This is a genomic window from Bradyrhizobium sp. ORS 86 (assembly GCF_045571475.1).
In the GTDB taxonomy this organism is placed as follows: Bacteria; Pseudomonadota; Alphaproteobacteria; order Rhizobiales; family Xanthobacteraceae; genus Bradyrhizobium.
The window spans coordinates 226,751-243,190 of sequence record NZ_CP120699.1 but is presented as its reverse complement, the minus strand read 5'-3'; the positions used below and the strand labels follow the sequence as shown (position 1 = coordinate 243,190).

Annotated in this window: 18 protein-coding genes; 11 read left to right on the top strand and 7 right to left on the bottom strand. The window is 65.2% G+C overall.

Features of this window, described 5'->3' with window-relative positions; translation table 11 throughout:
• Positions 1–164: 164 nt before the first annotated feature.
• From P6U25_RS01150 to P6U25_RS01130, 5 genes are all read right to left on the bottom strand, one after another.
• Positions 165–2,702 (bottom strand): EAL domain-containing protein, encoded by a 2,538-nt coding sequence (locus P6U25_RS01150; protein WP_407149616.1) that lies wholly within the window; start codon positions 2,700–2,702, stop codon positions 165–167.
• 196 nt (positions 2,703–2,898) lie between these two features.
• Positions 2,899–3,708, bottom strand: coding sequence for an SDR family oxidoreductase (locus tag P6U25_RS01145; protein ID WP_407149615.1), 810 nt, complete (start codon positions 3,706–3,708; stop codon positions 2,899–2,901).
• 44 nt (positions 3,709–3,752) lie between these two features.
• Positions 3,753–4,175, bottom strand: a complete 423-nt coding sequence (locus P6U25_RS01140; protein WP_407149614.1) for a PaaI family thioesterase — start codon at positions 4,173–4,175, stop codon at positions 3,753–3,755.
• Positions 4,172–4,975 (bottom strand): crotonase/enoyl-CoA hydratase family protein, encoded by an 804-nt coding sequence (locus P6U25_RS01135; RefSeq protein WP_407149613.1) that lies wholly within the window; start codon positions 4,973–4,975, stop codon positions 4,172–4,174. The genes P6U25_RS01140 and P6U25_RS01135 overlap by 4 nt, the downstream gene beginning before the upstream one ends.
• Before the next feature lie 16 nt (positions 4,976–4,991).
• Entirely contained in the window at positions 4,992–5,342 is a 351-nt protein-coding gene (locus P6U25_RS01130) for a hypothetical protein (protein WP_407149612.1), read from the bottom strand.
• Positions 5,343–5,440: 98 nt separating this feature from the next.
• Here P6U25_RS01130 and P6U25_RS01125 point away from each other — a divergent pair, with 98 nt between their 5' ends.
• From P6U25_RS01125 to P6U25_RS01115, 3 genes are read left to right on the top strand one after another with little or no spacing between them, the layout of a single operon-like run.
• Positions 5,441–5,983 (top strand): TetR/AcrR family transcriptional regulator, encoded by a 543-nt coding sequence (locus tag P6U25_RS01125; RefSeq protein ID WP_407149611.1) that lies wholly within the window; start codon positions 5,441–5,443, stop codon positions 5,981–5,983.
• Positions 5,984–6,029: 46 nt separating this feature from the next.
• Positions 6,030–6,227: a Trm112 family protein gene (locus tag P6U25_RS01120; RefSeq protein ID WP_407149610.1), complete on the top strand. Its 198-nt coding sequence runs from the start codon at positions 6,030–6,032 to the stop codon at positions 6,225–6,227.
• 6 nt (positions 6,228–6,233) lie between these two features.
• Positions 6,234–7,151 (top strand): alpha/beta hydrolase family protein, encoded by a 918-nt coding sequence (locus P6U25_RS01115; RefSeq protein WP_407149609.1) that lies wholly within the window; start codon positions 6,234–6,236, stop codon positions 7,149–7,151.
• Positions 7,152–7,264: 113 nt separating this feature from the next.
• Here the strand turns inward: P6U25_RS01115 and P6U25_RS01110 are convergent, their stop codons facing one another.
• Positions 7,265–8,485 (bottom strand): ubiquinone biosynthesis hydroxylase, encoded by a 1,221-nt coding sequence (locus P6U25_RS01110; RefSeq protein WP_407149608.1) that lies wholly within the window; start codon positions 8,483–8,485, stop codon positions 7,265–7,267.
• A 206-nt stretch (positions 8,486–8,691) separates the two neighbouring features.
• On the opposite strand from P6U25_RS01110, the gene tesB reads away from it, so the two are divergent.
• A complete protein-coding gene (gene tesB / locus P6U25_RS01105) occupies positions 8,692–9,555 on the top strand; it encodes an acyl-CoA thioesterase II (RefSeq protein ID WP_407149607.1) in 864 nt (287 codons plus the stop codon).
• Between the two features lie 110 nt (positions 9,556–9,665).
• On the opposite strand, the gene P6U25_RS01100 is transcribed toward tesB, so the two are convergent.
• Positions 9,666–10,553 (bottom strand): DUF4339 domain-containing protein, encoded by an 888-nt coding sequence (locus tag P6U25_RS01100; protein ID WP_407149606.1) that lies wholly within the window; start codon positions 10,551–10,553, stop codon positions 9,666–9,668.
• Between the two features lie 274 nt (positions 10,554–10,827).
• Between P6U25_RS01100 and P6U25_RS01095 the strand changes: the two genes are divergently transcribed.
• The 7 genes from P6U25_RS01095 to P6U25_RS01065 all read left to right on the top strand — a co-directional run bounded on the left by P6U25_RS01095 (position 10,828) and on the right by P6U25_RS01065 (position 16,321).
• Entirely contained in the window at positions 10,828–11,166 is a 339-nt protein-coding gene (locus P6U25_RS01095) for a P-II family nitrogen regulator (RefSeq protein ID WP_407149605.1), read from the top strand.
• A gap of 64 nt (positions 11,167–11,230) precedes the next feature.
• Positions 11,231–12,553: an ammonium transporter gene (locus P6U25_RS01090; RefSeq protein ID WP_407149604.1), complete on the top strand. Its 1,323-nt coding sequence runs from the start codon at positions 11,231–11,233 to the stop codon at positions 12,551–12,553.
• 101 nt (positions 12,554–12,654) lie between these two features.
• The gene (locus P6U25_RS01085) at positions 12,655–12,969 is read left to right on the top strand and encodes an ArsR/SmtB family transcription factor (protein WP_407149603.1); all 315 of its coding nucleotides are present in this window, start codon (positions 12,655–12,657) and stop codon (positions 12,967–12,969) included.
• Positions 12,966–13,322 (top strand): SRPBCC domain-containing protein, encoded by a 357-nt coding sequence (locus P6U25_RS01080; RefSeq protein ID WP_407149602.1) that lies wholly within the window; start codon positions 12,966–12,968, stop codon positions 13,320–13,322. The genes P6U25_RS01085 and P6U25_RS01080 overlap by 4 nt, the downstream gene beginning before the upstream one ends.
• Positions 13,323–13,362: 40 nt before the next feature.
• Entirely contained in the window at positions 13,363–13,965 is a 603-nt protein-coding gene (locus tag P6U25_RS01075) for an ATP-dependent Clp protease proteolytic subunit (protein ID WP_407149601.1), read from the top strand.
• Between the two features lie 528 nt (positions 13,966–14,493).
• The gene (locus P6U25_RS01070) at positions 14,494–14,832 is read left to right on the top strand and encodes a P-II family nitrogen regulator (protein WP_407149599.1); all 339 of its coding nucleotides are present in this window, start codon (positions 14,494–14,496) and stop codon (positions 14,830–14,832) included.
• A 40-nt stretch (positions 14,833–14,872) separates the two neighbouring features.
• Entirely contained in the window at positions 14,873–16,321 is a 1,449-nt protein-coding gene (locus P6U25_RS01065; protein ID WP_407149598.1) for an ammonium transporter, read from the top strand.
• Positions 16,322–16,440 lie beyond the last annotated feature (119 nt).

The following is a 16,440-nucleotide window of genomic DNA, read 5'->3' as shown; positions in this document are numbered from 1 at the left end:
GGACGCGGAGGTGACGACGAAGTCAATGTGGCGCGCGGCTTCGCGTGCATTAGAGAGATTCTAGTCGCTGCGAAAACCGCAGTAGTCTCCGCATGCAAACCAGCATCTGGCGGTCCGATGCGGCCTTACGCCTCACGCGGCCCGATTTGCCGTTTGGCCCGCGGTCAGGACGCAGCGCCCGCGACGACACGGCGAGGAACGATGGGGTATTCCACCGTCGCCGGCGCCCGTTCAGCGATCATCTGCGCGACCCTGGCGCCCTGCACCGGCGGACTGAAGTGGAAGCCCTGCACCTCCGCGCAGGCATCGTCGCGGAGGATGTCGAACTGCTCCCGGGTTTCGACGCCCTCGGCTGTCGTCGTCTTGCCGAGGCTGACGGCGAACCGGACCACCGCACGCGCAATCCGGCGCGATTCGTCTGTCGCCGCGGACAATTCGGAGACGAAGCTGCGGTCGATCTTAACCTTGTCGAATGGAAATCGCTGCAGGAAGCTCAGTGACGAATACCCCGTGCCGAAGTCATCGAGCGCGATCCGCACCCCCAGATCGTGCAACTGGCCGAGCGCCGTGAACACCGCCTCGCTGTCGTGGATGATGGCGGTCTCGGTGACTTCGAGCTCGAGCCGCTGCGGAGCAATTCCGGCGCTCGCCAGCGCCCGCATCACGACCGGGACCAGCTCATGGCTCCGAAACTGGGCGGGTGACAGATTGACCGCGATCTTGAGATCGTCGGGCCATTTCGCCGCCTCGGCGCAGGCCGTTCGCAACACCCATTCCCCGAGCGGCACGATCAAACCGGTCTCTTCTGCCAGCGGGATGAACTTTGCCGGCGGGATCATGCCGCGCTGCGGATGATTCCATCGCAGCAGCGCCTCGAAACCACTGGTCTCGCCGCTCGCGACGTTGATAAACGGCTGATAGTGCAGCTCGAACTCTCCGTTCAGCAGCGCGTGGCGCAGGTCGCGCTCGAGGCCGCGCCGCGCCTGCAACAACTGATCGAGCTCTGGTTCGAAGAAGCGGTATGAGCCACGCCCGCGGCTTTTCGCTGAATAGAGCGCGAGATCGGCGCTCCTGAGAATCTCGTCCGAATCGGCGCCATCGCGCGGTGCGATCGCAATGCCGATACTGGTCGTGGTGAGCACCCGATGATGGCCGAGATCGAGGGCTTCACTGAGCGCCGTTCTGATCTTCTCGGCGAGTTGGCCTGCGTCCGCAACCGGATCGGTCACGAAGTCGATCACGGCGAACTCGTCGCCGCCGAGACGGGCGATCAGCGCCGTTTCGCTGACGCACCGGCGCAGCCGCGCAGCCACCGCCTGCAGCAGCGCGTCACCGGCGGGATGCCCGAGCGTGTCGTTGATGTCCTTGAAGCGATCAAGATCCAGCATCAGCACCGCAAGGCCCGGCCCGCCCTGACCCGTCACCGACAAGGCCTGCGCCATCCGCTCCTTGAGCAGCACGCGGTTGGGCAGGTCGGTCAGCGCATCGTGCTGCGCCATGTGGGTGATCTTGGCCTCGGAGCGGCGCTGCTCGGTGACGTCGAGATGTGTCGCCACCCAGCCGCCGCCAATCATCGGCTGGCGGGTGACGCAGATCAGCCGGCCATCGGCAAGCTCGTCGACCCGGCTGTTGATCTCGTTGGCCGGCAGTGCATTCAACGTCGCGAGGCGCTGCGTCGCGGCGCTGTCGCTGGTCTCGCCCTTGAGGATGCCGCTCACGATGCGATGCGTGATGATGTCGCGGTGGAGCGTCCCGGGCCGGAGCAGTTCGGGCGGTAGCCGGTACATATTGGCATAGCGCTCGTTGCACACGACAAGGCGCTTTTCCGCATCGAACATGCAGAGGCCCTCGCCCATGTGGTTGATCGCCGTATCGAGCCGCAGCTTCTGTTCCTGCAACTCACGCTGCGAGGCCTCGACTTGCTGGCGTGCGAGCGAGAGCTGGTTGATGATTTCCTCGAAACGGTGCGTGCGCAGCGCAAGACGACGATCCGCGAGCACGCCAACCAGGCTCATCCCGAGCACCGACAGCGCCACGCCGGCGATCGTCGCGGCAAGGAAAGCGGGAGAGAGCGACAGCGCGTCCGGAGCCAACCGCGGATCGGGAACGATCTCGACGGCGCCCATCGCCGTGAAATGATGAGACACGATCGCAAGCGTCAGCAGCAGCGCGGCGGCGGTCGTCATCCAACGATCCTGGTAGCGAACCGCGATCGCCAGCGCGGTATAGCCGAACAGCACGCCGAACCCGATCGAGGCGACGACGAGGTCGATCGACCAGGCCACGTGGCCCGGCACTTCGAGCGCCCACATGCCGAGATAGTGCATGCTGGCGATGCCGGCGCCGATAATCGCGCCGCCGATCGGCGCATGCCAACTGCTCGACCCGCTGACGGCAAAGCCGAGGCCGCCGGACGTCAGCAGCATCGCCGCGGCGAGCGACAGCGCGGTCAGCGCGATGCTGTAGCCGGTCGGGATTCCCGGCTCATAGGCGAGCATGGCGATGAAATGCGTCGCCCAGATTCCGTAACCGATTGCCGCACCCGCGATCGCGATCCAGATCAGACGCGTCCTCGCTTGCGATGCGATCGCCCGGTGGAAAATGTTGACGGCAACAACGCTGGCGACGAAGCACACGAGGCAGGCAAGCAGAACCAGCCGCCAGTCATGCTCACCGGATATGCACGTAAAAATACGGTACATCGGGTCGGCTCATGATTGTCTGCTTCCACAGATAGTCCGATCGCGTTTTCGTCTCGATAATTTTTCCGGGCTTTCTGCGGCATGGTTATCCGCGCGTAAGCCGAATCCGCCGCGAAATTGATGACCCCATAAATTTGGTGATGGCCGGCACCAGACGGCGGTGCGGCGTTGTATCATCGCGGTGCGACCGCGTTTTTCACGCGCTTTGACGCACGGCCGATCGCTGGTTCAACCAATCCATCCAGGACAACGTTCCGCGCACGCCTCGGCTCACGACAAAACCCATGCCGCGCGCCGTCTTCTCCGAAAGCCTGATCGGCAGGATGGGCCGGCGTATGCCGCGAACTTTCTGGTAGTCGCGCGCGAGCGCGCTGCCGTCGCGATCATCCGGACCACCGATCTCGGCGCGCACACCGCGCTGTCCGTCGAACGCGCATCTGACGAGATACTCGGCGACGTCAGACGTATCGACCGGATTGAACATCGTCGCGGGCACCGGCCAGAGCGGTAGCCATGACAGTCCGGCGAGCATGTTCGCCAGCAGATAGTAGAAAGGCATCGCGCGGACCACCGACCACGGCAGATCCGAGCTGCGGACCAGGCGCTCGCCCGCGAGCTTCACGCGGGCATAGGGCAACGACGCGTCATCCAGGCCAACGATCGAGACGTGAAGGAAATGCTGCACCGCTGCGCTGCGGCACAGCGCCAGCAGCCGACCGGTTCCCTCGACATCGACGGCCGAGGGAGACATGAAGAAATCGACCGGCCTGAAGCCGCCCCGCCGCGCGATCGGCGAAAAGGTCGCCGCATTGATCACCGTGTGCACGCCCTCCAAGGCGGCCTGTACGCCCTCCCCGGTCGCGAGATCGCCGATCGCCCATTCGACCTCCATCCCTGGCCGCGGCGAACGCGCGAGCACCCGCACCCGGTGCCCGGCGTGAAGCAGCCGGCTGACGACGTCACGACCGAGATGGCCGGTGCCTCCTGTGACGAGAACGAGCGTCATGTCCAGTGCTCCATCGATTGCGCGCATACGGCGCGCCGATCGTCTCACCCGCCGAGCGGAACGAGCACGGTCTCGCCGGTCGCGACGAGCGATAGTTCACCCTGGTCGTTTTCTGCAAACAGCTCCGCCCGGGCGAATACTTGCTTGCGCCCGGCGCGTACCGTTCGGCCCCTCGCGACAAAGCGGCGGCCCGCGGCCGGCCTCAGGCAGTTCATCGAGAAATGCGATGCCGTCACCGCGCCTACGACCGTCGCCGCCGCGAAGCCGCAGGCGGTATCGAGCAAGGCCGCGATCATCCCGGCGTGCAAATGGCCGGCATATTGGGTCAAGTCGTCGCGCCACGGCATGTGCAGCTCAGCCGCGCCGTCATCGGCCGCGACGACATCGAGCCCGATCAGGCGATTAAGGGCGGCCGACGCGTTGGTGGCGATGAGACGTGGCAGATCGAATCCAGGACCGGCGGTCATGTGAAGCTCCATTGCGGTGTGCGATGTTCGAGATTGGCCCTGACGGCCTCGACATGATTCGGCGTGCCGAGCAGCGTGGCCTGGGCGGCGGTCTCGGCCGCGAGCCCGGTCGCCGCATCGCATCCGACCGCGAGGTTGAGCAGCCGCTTGGCGGCGCGGATCGCATCCGGACTGCGGTCTGCGATCATGCGTGCGGTCGCGAGCGCCGCGTCTCGCGGATCCTCCATGACTCGCGTGGCGAGGCCGAAGGCGAGCGCTTCCTGCGCCGAGAAGATGCGGGCGGTATAGGTCAGCTCGCGGACGACATCTTCGCCGGCGAGATGGCGCATTAGCTGCGTGCCGGCCATGTCCGGCACCAAGCCCCATTTGGCTTCGACAATGGCGAGCCGCGTATCGGGCGCGAGATATCTGATGTCGGCGCCCAGCGTGAGCTGGAAGCCGCCGCCGTACGCGATGCCGTGAACCGCGGCGATGACCGGCACCGGCAACTCCCGCCACAGCCACACCAGGTGCTGCGCCCAATTGGCGATGCCGTGCGTGCGCTGGCCAAGGTCGGCGAACGGCAGAATGGATTCGCCTTCGGTTGTTGCGACCAGACGCTCCATGTCGAGCCCGGCGCAGAACGCCTCGCCTTCGCCCGACAGCACCACGGCGCGGATGCTGCGATCGTTCTTGAGTCGAGCGCCGGCGTCCGCGATCGCGCTGAACATCGCGGGATCGAGGGCGTTCAGCTTGGCCGGGCGATTGAGGCGAACCTCGGCGATGCCGTTGGCGATGCTGAGATGGACACGATCATCCATGATCGGCTCCATGGCGTTAATAGCCGGCGGTGGCGAGCGCTACTACGGCGCTCATCCCGATCCAGCCGAAATGGCGGCCGCGCGTGGCGATGGCGTTGGCCAATGCGGCGCAGGCGAACACCACGGCGAGCGTGGCCACGATCCAGTGCCGCGCGGCGTCGTCAGCCATCGCAGACGCTGCGACCAGAAGCACGCCGCCGCCAATCCACGCGACCGTGCCGGCCTGCCACACCAGGCGGAGCAGCAGACGCAGCCGCGGTGGCTCCACGGTGGCGCGGGCGAAGACCTTCGTCTCTCCAAGCACGCCATGGATCAGGCTGATGATGATCGCGATGACACCGGCACCTTGCAGTAGAGTATCACGCATCGGACGGCCTCCATACAGTAGTGTATGGTTATGGTCTCGACGCTAGCCGCTGTCAATACACTTGTGTATGGTGTCGAGCCGGCACGACAGGGGGAACCATGGCCGATCAGCTCTCGGCGCAGGATTGGCTCGATCTGGGTCTGAAGACCCTGGCGAAGAATGGCTTCACCGCGCTGAAGGCCGATCCGCTGGCCAAGACGATGGGCGTGTCACGCGGCAGCTTCTACTGGCACTTCGCCGACATCGGCGCCTTCCACGCCGCGGTGCTGAAGCGCTGGCGCGACGTCGCTGCGGAACAGATCATCGCCGGCATCGAAGCGGCCAAGGGCGAGGACCCGGTCGCGGTGCTGCTGCGGCTGACCTTCATCAGCAAGCTCGCGCTGGAGCGGGCGGTGCGGAGCTGGGCTGCACATGACGGCGCCGCGCGTTCCGCGGTGCAGGCGATCGACCGCCGCCGGCTCGACTATATCGAGAGCCTGCTGAAGAAGGTGGGCCTGCCCGACGCCGTGGCTTGCGCACGCGCCCAGATTCTTTACTGGACGTTTCTCGGTTACGCGCTGTCCGATCAGGCGCTGCCGCAGGACAAGCAGCAGGCCGTCCTCGAGGAGCTGTTGCGGATGGCGACCAGGTCGCCGTCATGACACCACGTGGTCCAATATGCTAGATGACACTCAGCCGGAGACACCGATGAATTCAACGCCCGACCATCTCGAAAGCACTGCCGACCCAAAACTGCTGGAGATCCTGGTGTGCCCGATCACCAAAGGGCCGCTGGAATTCGACGCGGCGCGGCAGGAGCTGATCTCGCGTTCCGCCAAGCTCGCCTATCCGATCCGCGACGGCATCCCGATCATGCTGCCGGAAGAGGCCAGGAAGATCGATTAGCACGACATGCGGGCGGCGATCGTCTCATTGCTGCTGTTGCTCGCTTCGCTGGCGAGCGCGGCAGCCGACGAGAGCAGTATCCGCGTCGGCCCGATCGACGCGGTGCTGACGGTTCCGCCCGGCGTTGTGAAGCCGCCGGTCGTGTTGCTGATCGCCGGCTCCGGCTCAACCGATCATGACGGCAACGGGCCACAGCTCAAGCCGGCGACGCTGAAGAAGCTCTCCGAGCAACTGGTGGCGCGCGGCATCGCGACGCTGCGCTACGACAAGCGCGGCGCGGGCGGCTGGAAGAAGGAATTCGGCCGCCCGGAGGATTTTCGCTTCAAGGATTTCGTCGACGACGCCGTGTCGCTGATTGAATACCTGCGCGCAAGCGGCAAATTCTCGCGGCTCGCGGTGGCCGGGCACAGCGAAGGCGGCCTCGTCGCACTGCTCGCCGTGCAGCGCGCGCCGGTCGACCGGCTGGTGCTGCTGGCGACGGCGGCGCGCAAGCAGGGTGACCTCCTGAAGGCGCAGCTCGAAAAGCAGCTACCTGCGGACAAGTACGCGCCGCTCGCCAAGGCGATCGACGACATCATGGCCGGGCAGATCGTCGATCCACCGCCGACAGGGCTTGCGATCGCGCCGTCGATGCAACCCGGCATGGCCTCCGCCTTCAACGAGGATCCGATCGATCCGATGCGGAAGATCACCGGGCCGACGCTGATCATTGCGGGCGGCCGCGACCATCAACTGGCGCGCGTCAACTTCCTCGCGCTCACCGCCGCCGACATCGCAGCCAAGTCATTGTGGCTGCCCGACATGAACCATGTGCTGGTCGATGTCACCGACGCGGCGGACGACCTTGCCAGCTACAACCAGCCCGACCGGCCGCTCGATGCTGCCATGATCGATGCGGTGGCGAATTTTGTCGCGCAGGACTGAGTTGATTGTCGTCGCACGTTCGTAGCCCGGATGGAGCGAAGCGCAATCCGGGACAGCCCCTCCCTGGAGATGCTTCCCCGGATTTCGCTTCGCTGCATCCGGGCTACGAGAGCTTACAGCGCCTCGCCCTTCAACAGCCGCGGCACTTCACCCGACAGTCCCGCTGCCTGCCGGATGAACATCTCCTTCAGCGGCGGCGCGCGGTCGACAAGGCCCAATCCGATGTCGCGCACGGTGCGCAGCAACGTCGATTCGTTGGAGAACAGGACGTTCAGCGAGTTGGTGGCAACGCCCATCGCCATGGTGTCGAAGCGCCGCCAGCGCTGATAGCGCTCGAGCACATCGGCTTGACCGGGATCCATGCCGAGCCGCGCAGCGTCGACGACGACCTCGGCCAGCGCCGCGACATCCTTCAGGCCCATGTTGAGGCCCTGCCCCGCGATCGGGTGGATCACATGCGCGGCGTCGCCGATCAGCGCCAGCCGCTCGGCGATGAAAGAGCGCGCGACGAAATAGCCGAGCGGAAACGCGCGCGGCTTGTCGAGCGCCTTGACCTCGCCGAGACGCAGCCCGAAGCGCTGCTCGAGCTCGGCGTGGAATTCCTCATCACTCAACGCCACGATGCGCGCAGCATCCTTGCGCGTCTCGGTCCACACCAGCGAGGAGCGATTGCCGGTCAGCGGCAGGATTGCGAACGGACCTGCGGGCAGGAAATGCTCCTCGGCGCGGCCGTTGTGCTCCCGCTCATGTCCGACCGTGACGACGATGCCGGATTGATCGTACTCCCAGCCATGGGTCGCGATGCCGGCGCGTTCGCGCAGCTTCGAGCGCGCGCCGTCGGCCGCCACCAGCAGGCTCGCATCGACCATGGTGCCGTCGGCCAAGGTCACGCTGATGCCGTCGGTCCGGGCGTCATAGCTCGACACCGCGGTGGCGCGCAGCTCGACGCCCTCGGCCTCGGCGCGCGCCGCGAGCGCATCGATCAGATGGCGGTTCTCGACCATATGCGCGAACGGCTCACCGGGCGCGACATTGCCGGCGAAGGTCAGGAACACCGGGCGGGTGGCGTCCTGCAGCTTGGAATCGGTGACCACCATGTCCGTGATCGGCTGCGCGGTCGGCGCGACCTGGCCCCAGACGCCGAGCGTCTCGAACAGCCGCCGGCAGGCGGCCACGATCGCGGTCGCGCGCGGGTCGCGGCTTGGCCGCATGCCCAGTGCCGGATCGGCGACGATGACGGCCACGTCTGGCCCGAGCCCTTGGCGGAGCGCCACGGCCAGCGCCAGCCCGGCAAACGCGCCCCCGCAGATGACAATACTTCGCTGTCCCGCCATGCCCTTCCTTTACGCGTTTGGCGCTCTCAGACTGTGCTTGCTACCTGATAATAGCTGGGCGAAACAGAGGACAGAAACAAGGTGTCTAACCTGGCGACTGTCATTCTGGGGCGCGCGCAGCGCGAACCCGGAATCTCGCGCCCCAACCTCTGGATTCCGGGTTCGATGCTAACGCATCGCCCGGAATGACGGCCGAAAGCTTCAACATGTCCAAGAGCCTGATCGACCTGCTGTCCATCCTCGATCTCGAGCAACTCGAGGTGAATCTGTTCCGCGGCAACAGCCCGAAGACAAGCTGGCAGCGCGTGTTCGGCGGCCAGGTGATCGGACAGGCAATGGTCGCGGCGTGCCGCACCGTCGAGGGCCGCCTGCCGCACTCGATCCATTGCTATTTCATTCTGCCCGGCGATCCGCAGATTCCGATCATCTACCAGGTCGAGCGCCTGCGCGACGGCAAGAGCTACACCACCCGCCGCGTCACCGCGATCCAGCACGGCAATGCGATCTTCTCGATCATGGTGTCGTTCCACGCCGAGGAGCAGGGCGCGTTCGATCATCAGGAGAAGATGCCCGAGGTGCCGCCGCCGGAGAAGCTGACAGCGGAGGAAGTGTCGAAGCAGCCGATGTTCAAGGAGATGCCGGAGTTCATCCGTCGCTACTACGAATCCGATCGGCCGATCGAGCTGCGCCCGGTCGAGCTCGGCCGCTACTTCGGCCAAAAGATCGACGATGGCCGCATCCATGTCTGGATCCGCACCGCCGCCAAGCTGCCCGACGATCCGGCGCTGCACATGTGCGCGCTTGCCTATGCATCGGACTTCTCGCTGCTCGATGCTGTCATGGCGCGCTACGGCCGCACGCTGTTCGACAAGCGCATGATGCCGGCGAGCCTCGACCACGCGATGTGGTTTCACCGCCCGTTCCGCGCCGACGAATGGCTGCTCTACGCGCAGGATTCGCCGAGCGCGCAATCAGGTCGCGGTTTGACGCGCGGCCTGATCTTCAAGCCCGACGGCACGCTGGTCGCCTCGGTCGCGCAGGAAGGCTCGGTGCGCGAACGCAAGGCGTAGATCACTTTCGAGCGAAGTAGGCCCCGGTTCGCGCGAAGAAAACGCGTCAAACAGGAACCTCATCCCAGCGCAAACGGTCAGCGTTTGTGCGGAGGTCATACTCACACCGGTTACACGCCCGGCTGCGTGCCTCGCTGCACCAGCGCGGTCTGCGACGCGATCCAGCGCATCATCCAGCGATACACCCATGGGATCGGGATGACGAAGGCGATGCCGATAAAGGTCACGATGCCGCGCCACAGGAACTCCAGCCCGGTGCCGTTGAAGGTGACGTCGTGGCGCGTGCCCTGAATGTTCTGGCAGAACCAGCGCGTCCAGGCGGCATAGACCCACGCCCAGCCGATGATCGTGATGAACGAGATCGCCGCCAGCAGGGTCCAGCCGAGATAGGCCCAGAACGAGCCGGTGAAGGTCAGCCCGAGCAGTTGCCCGTTGGAGGCGATATTGGCGACCAGCCATTTCAGGAACAGCCAGTACAAGGCGATCTCGACCAGGGCGATCAGAAGATTGAGCAACTGACCCTCGAGCATCGACACCGCGAGGATGAGCAAAACCGCGCCGAAGAACCAGGGCACGACCGTCATTGCGCTCCCCTCAAAACTGAGATTTGGCCGCGAGGGCACGTGCACGCACGGGATCAGCCATTTGAGGTACCAGACCAGCATCCATGGCAGCGGAATGACGAAGGCACTTGCGATCGCGAACACCACCGTGCGCCAGATGAATTGCCAGATGCCGAAATCGATCGACAATTGTCCGCCGCCGGAGCTTGCCGAGGCCACCGCCGGACCGCCGGCCTGCGGGAATGCTGGCGACGCGGCGGCGCCTGGCATGAGGCCCGGAACGTCACCCGCCTTCTGCCAGCCGGCCATCCCTTCGGTCCAGACCAGCGTATCGGCCCGCACCGTCCCGCGGGCGATCAGGTCGCGGAGCTGCGCCTCCGGCAGGGGACCTCTCTGCTGGCCTTCCGATGCATAAAACCAGGTTCGGTTCGGCATGTTTGTCGTCCTCGGGGCGGGAACGCAGCGGAGAATGAGCCAGCGAGGCCGCCGGCCAGCGGGAAAGCCCCATTCTGGCCGAGGGTTCTGATCCCGTATAGTGACGGAGCCCACGCGCTGGGCACGTTTTCCCCTTCAACCTGCAAGTTTTTTGTGCCATGTGCCCAGAAAGATGCCAGATTTGGTGGACGCAGGACGCTGGCCGCCTGGTCGGCGGGTGACGCCCAGGGAACGGGGCGCATGCGGAAAACCTCAAGGGAATGAAGGCCTGACCATGAAACTCGTCGTCGCGATCATCAAGCCGTTCAAGCTGGACGAGGTACGCCAGGCGCTGACAGCGATCGGCGTCCACGGTATGACGGTGACCGAGGTGAAGGGCTATGGCCGCCAGAAAGGCCATACGGAGATCTATCGCGGCGCCGAATATGTCGTGAACTTCCTGCCCAAGCTCAGGATCGAGATCGCGGTCGATTCCGACCTCGCCGAAAAGGCGGTCAGCGTCATCACCCAGCACGCGCGCACCGGCCAGATCGGCGACGGCAAGATCTTCGTGACGCCGATCGACCACGCCCTGCGCATCCGCACCGGCGAGACCGACAACGACGCGCTCTGAGACTTCAGTTCATGATCGCCGCCGGCAACGACGCCGGCGCGCAAAAATCACCCCACGCCGAGGAATGATGATGAGGGCACGGGCTCTTCGTGCAGCGAAAATCGCTGCGCCGATCAATGCCGCAATCCTGCTTGCGCTGGGCTCGCCGGCCTTCGCGCAGGACGCGGCCAATTCGACCGTCAGCGCCGCCGACACCGCCTGGATGATCGTCGCCACCGCGCTGGTGCTGATGATGACGATCCCCGGGCTTGCGCTGTTCTACTCCGGCATGGTGCGCAAGAAGAACGTGCTGGCGACGATGGCGCAGAGCCTCACGGCGGTGGCGATCGTCTCGATCCTCTGGGTCACCTTCGGCTATTCGCTGGCCTTTGTCGGCGACGGTCCCTGGCTCGGCTCGCTCGACCGCTGGTTCCTCGCGGGCCTGACGATGGACAGCATCAATCCGGCAGCCAAGACGATCCCCGAAGCGCTGTTCATGCTGTACCAGATGACGTTCGCGATCATCACGGTGGCGCTGGTCGCGGGCTCGGTCGCCGACCGCATGCGTTTCTCTGCCTATGTGTTGTTCTCGATCGGCTGGTTCATCTTCGCCTATGTGCCGCTGGCGCATTGGGTGTGGGGCGGCGGTTTCCTCGCCTCGACCGGCGTGCTCGATTTCGCTGGCGGCCTCGTCGTGCACCTCTCCGCCGGCGTGAGCGGACTGGTGGCGGCCAAGGTGATGGGCAATCGCCACGGCTATGGCCACGACAACCTGTCGCCGTTCGATCTGTCGCTCGCCGTGATGGGCACCGGCCTGCTGTGGGTTGGCTGGTTCGGCTTCAACGGTGGCTCGGCGCTTGCGGCCAATTCGCGCGCGGTGATGGCGATCACCGCCACCCATCTCGCAGCCTGCGCGGGGGCGCTGACCTGGGGCGGCATCGAATGGGCGACGCGCCGCAAGCCGTCGGTGCTCGGCATGATCTCCGGCGCGGTCGCCGGCCTTGGTACCATCACGCCGGCCTCCGGCTACGTCGCGCCGTGGCACGGCGTGATCATCGGCATCATTGCCGGCCTGGTCTGCTATTGGGCTTGCACCTGGCTGAAGCACCGCTTCAAGTATGACGACTCGCTCGACGTGTTCGGCGTCCACGGCATCGGCGGCCTGACCGGCACGCTGCTGGCGGGCGTGTTCGCGGCGTCGGCGATCTGCGGCACGTCGGGGCTGCTCGAGGGCAACCCGAAGCAGCTCCTGATCCAGCTCTACGGCGTCGCCGTCACGCTTGTCTGGTGCGGCGGCATAACCTTCGTGCTGCTCAAGCTGGTCAGCGCCTTCGTCCCGCTGCGCGTCTCGGTGCAGCAGGAGCTGGAGGGCCTCGACATCACCCAGCACGGCGAGGCGCTGCAGTAAGCCCGCTGACGCGATTGCGGTTCCCCGGGAAGCGGGTCGCCATCGAATCTCTTGAGATCTTTGGCCTTGCGCGACACATAAGTGTATGCTTATGTGTCGGCATGATCGAAGCCGACATCTTCAAGGCGCTGGCCGATCCCACGCGCCGAAAGGTCTTTGAAAAACTCGCTGGCGGAAGCCTGAATGCCAGCGCCTTGCGCGACGGGCTGGAGATCAGCCAACCGGCGATGTCGCAGCATCTCGCGGTGCTCCGCGCGGCCGGCCTGGTGCGCGAGCAGCGGCAGGGCCGCTTCGTCAATTATGAAGTCGACCCGGACGGGATCGCCACCATCGGGACATGGCTTGCGCGCTATCGCGCCTACTGGCCGAAGCGCATCGAAGCACTCACCGACTTGCTGAAGGACATGGATCAATGAGCGATGCAGTTGAGGCCGATCACGCCGACGCCGCCCTGGTGCTCGAATATGAGCTCGATGCGCCGCCGGAAAAGGTCTGGCGCGCCGTGACCATTCCCGCGCTGCGCCAGCGCTGGTTGCCCGATGCCGACCTTGCCGGAGCCGAGCCGGAATCGTCGGTCGCGGGCGAGGAGGTGCGCTACCGGCTCCGCGAGTCCGAGCCGCCGTTTCGCGAGAGCCACGTCACCTTCCGGATCGAGCCGAACGAGGCCGGCGGCACCCGGTTTCGCATCATTCAGGTGGCCTGCGACGCCAGACGACCGCTGCCGCGGGCAGCCAACAGCAACGGCCGCTGGCTGATGCGCGCGGCCTGACGGCAAACGACTTCATCACCTGCTGAAAGGGAGGTCGCCGATGCGCGACATGCTGCAACTCGTCCCTATGGTTGTCGAACAATCCACCCGCGGCGAACGGTCCTTCGACATCTATTCCAGGCTGCTGCGCGAGCGCATCATCTTCCTGAACGGCGAGGTCAATGACGCCATGTCCGGCCTGGTCTGCGCGCAGCTCCTGTTCCTGGAGGCGGAGAATCCGAACAAGCCGATCAATCTCTACATCAACTCCTATGGCGGCGTGATCACCAGCGGGCTTGCGATGTACGACACCATGCAGTTCATCAAGGCGCCGGTGCATACGCTGTGCATGGGCACCGCGCGCTCGATGGGCTCGTTCCTGCTGATGGCCGGCGAGCCCGGTCACCGCGCCGCCTTGCCGAATGCCAGCCTGCACATGCACCAGCCGCTCGGCGGCTTCCAAGGCCAGGCCTCCGACATCTTGATCCACGCCACCGAGATGCAGGAGACCAAACGGCGCATCATCCGGCTCTACGCGCAGCATTGCAGGCGCGGCGAAGCGGAGGTGGAGCGGACGCTGGACCGCGATCACTTCATGACCGCACAGCAGGCGCTCGACTGGGGATTGATCGACAGGGTTCTTGCGGAACGCGAGGCGACCTGAAACGCGATCTCGCAGAACCTCTCATCGGCACTTCGCGCAGTCGTTGGCTCGGGCGACAGCTCCATCTTCCCCTTCCCCTGAAAGGGGGAAGGTCGGGATGGGGGTCTGCCGCAGGCGACGCGGTGCATGCGGAGAGAGAAGATCCCCACCCGCTTTGCTCTGGCGAGCAAAGCGACCTCCCCTTTCAAGGGGAGGTTCTGGGCCCTTCTGCAATCAAGATGAAAGTTCCGCCAGCACTTCGGCGGACTGCTCCACAGCTGGGCAGAATTGTGTCCGGAGTCTGTCGTGCCCGCGTTTTGAACAGTGCTGATGATATTTTAGGCGCGGCGGAATGGCGCAGTGCCGAACACCTCCCGCAAAGCGGGAAAAGGTCCGGATTCATAATCCATTAGCTGAGCCGTCCGATCTGGCACGGCATTTGATTCTAAAGGTCCCGGCTGTGCCCGCGTAGTGGATGCTCTCCGCGTGGTGAACCTCAGTCACAATTCTCCCGGTGTTTCGCGCCGGGCCCAAGCGGGGATAGGACTCATGAAAATTGTTATGGCGATCATTAAGCCATTCAAGCTCGAAGAGGTCCGTGATGCCCTGACCGCCATTGGCGTTCACGGTCTCACGGTGACGGAAGTCAAAGGTTACGGACGTCAGAAGGGCCACACGGAAATCTATCGCGGCGCCGAATATGCGGTGAGCTTCCTGCCCAAGATCAAGATCGAGGTCGCGATCGGCTCCGACCAGGTCGACAAGACCATCGAGGCCATCACTTCAGCCGCCAAGACCGGACAGATCGGCGACGGCAAGATCTTCGTCATCAGCCTCGAGCATGCGGTGCGCATCCGCACCGGCGAGGCCGATGCCGCGGCCCTCTGATTTCGCGCTCAAACCATAAAGACCTCAGGAGTAAGACAACATGACGTTCAAGCGTCCCTCAGGCGCGGGACTGGCGGCCCTCGCAGTCGGCCTGTTCGCCGCGACTGCCGCTCACGCCGAGCCAACCATCAACAAGGGCGACAACGCCTGGATGCTCACCTCGACGGTGCTGGTGCTGTTGATGACCATCCCGGGCCTCGCGCTGTTCTACGGCGGTCTGGTCCGCTCCAAGAACATGCTCTCGGTGCTGGCGCAGGTGTTCTACACGGTCTGCGTCGTCACCGTGCTCTGGGCCCTCTACGGCTACAGCCTCGCCTTCACCGGCGGTTCCGACTTCATCGGCGGCTTCTCCAAGGCCTTCCTGATGGGCGTGACCACGGACTCCAAGGCGGCGACCTTCTCGGTGGACGCCAACATCTCGGAACTGGTCTATGTCTGCTTCCAGATGACCTTCGCGGCGATCACGCCCGCCCTCATCGTCGGCGCCTTTGCCGAGCGCATGAAGTTCTCGGCGATCGCGCTGTTCATCCCGCTTTGGGTGACGCTGATCTACTTCCCGATCGCGCACATGGTCTGGTACTGGCCCGGTCCGGACGCGATCCAGGATGCCGCCAAGGCGCTCGCCGCGGCTGCTGACGGCGCGGCGAAGACCGCGGCGCAGGCCAAGCTCGACGAGATCAACGCCGATGCCGGCTGGATCTTCAAGAAGGGTGCGATCGACTTCGCAGGCGGCACCGTGGTGCACATCAACGCCGGCATCGCCGGTCTCGTCGGCGCGCTGCTGATCGGCAAGCGCACCGGCTACGGCAAGGAGCTGATGGCTCCGCACTCGCTGACCATGACCATGATCGGCGCCTCGCTGCTCTGGGTCGGCTGGTTCGGCTTCAATGCCGGTTCGAACCTTGAAGCCAATGGCGGCGCCGCGCTCGCCATGACCAACTCCTTCGTGGCCACGGCCGCGGCGGCGCTGTCCTGGATGTTCGCGGAGTGGATCATCAAGGGCCATCCCTCGCTGCTCGGCGCGCTGTCCGGCGCGGTCGCAGGCCTCGTCGCGGTGACGCCGGCGGCCGGTTTCTCCGGTCCGATGGGCGCGATCGTGCTTGGCCTCGTGGTCGGTGTGGTCTGCCTGTTCTTCTGCACCGTCGTGAAGAACGCGCTCGGCTACGACGACTCGCTCGACGTGTTCGGCGTCCACTGCGTCGGCGGCATCGTCGGTGCGCTCGGCACCGGCATCTTGGTCAACCCGGCGCTCGGCGGCGCCGGCATCATCGACTACACCGCCATTCCGCCGAAGGTCGCTGACTACGACTTCGCCGCGCAGATGCTCTCGCAGGTTTGGGGCGTCTGCACCACGCTGGTGTGGTCGGGCATCGGTTCGGCGATCCTCTACAAGATCGTCGACGTGATCGTCGGCCTGCGCGCCAACGTCGAGACCGAGCGCGAAGGCCTCGACATCACCGAGCACACGGAGCGCGCCTACAATATGTGAGTTCTCCCGGGACGCGACCTCCCAAGCGGTCGTTCCCAGAACTACGGTCCGGGCACATACCCGGCAATGCCCGGACCGTTGAGGGGCTCCAGCGCAAGTTGGAGCCCCTTTCTTTTTTC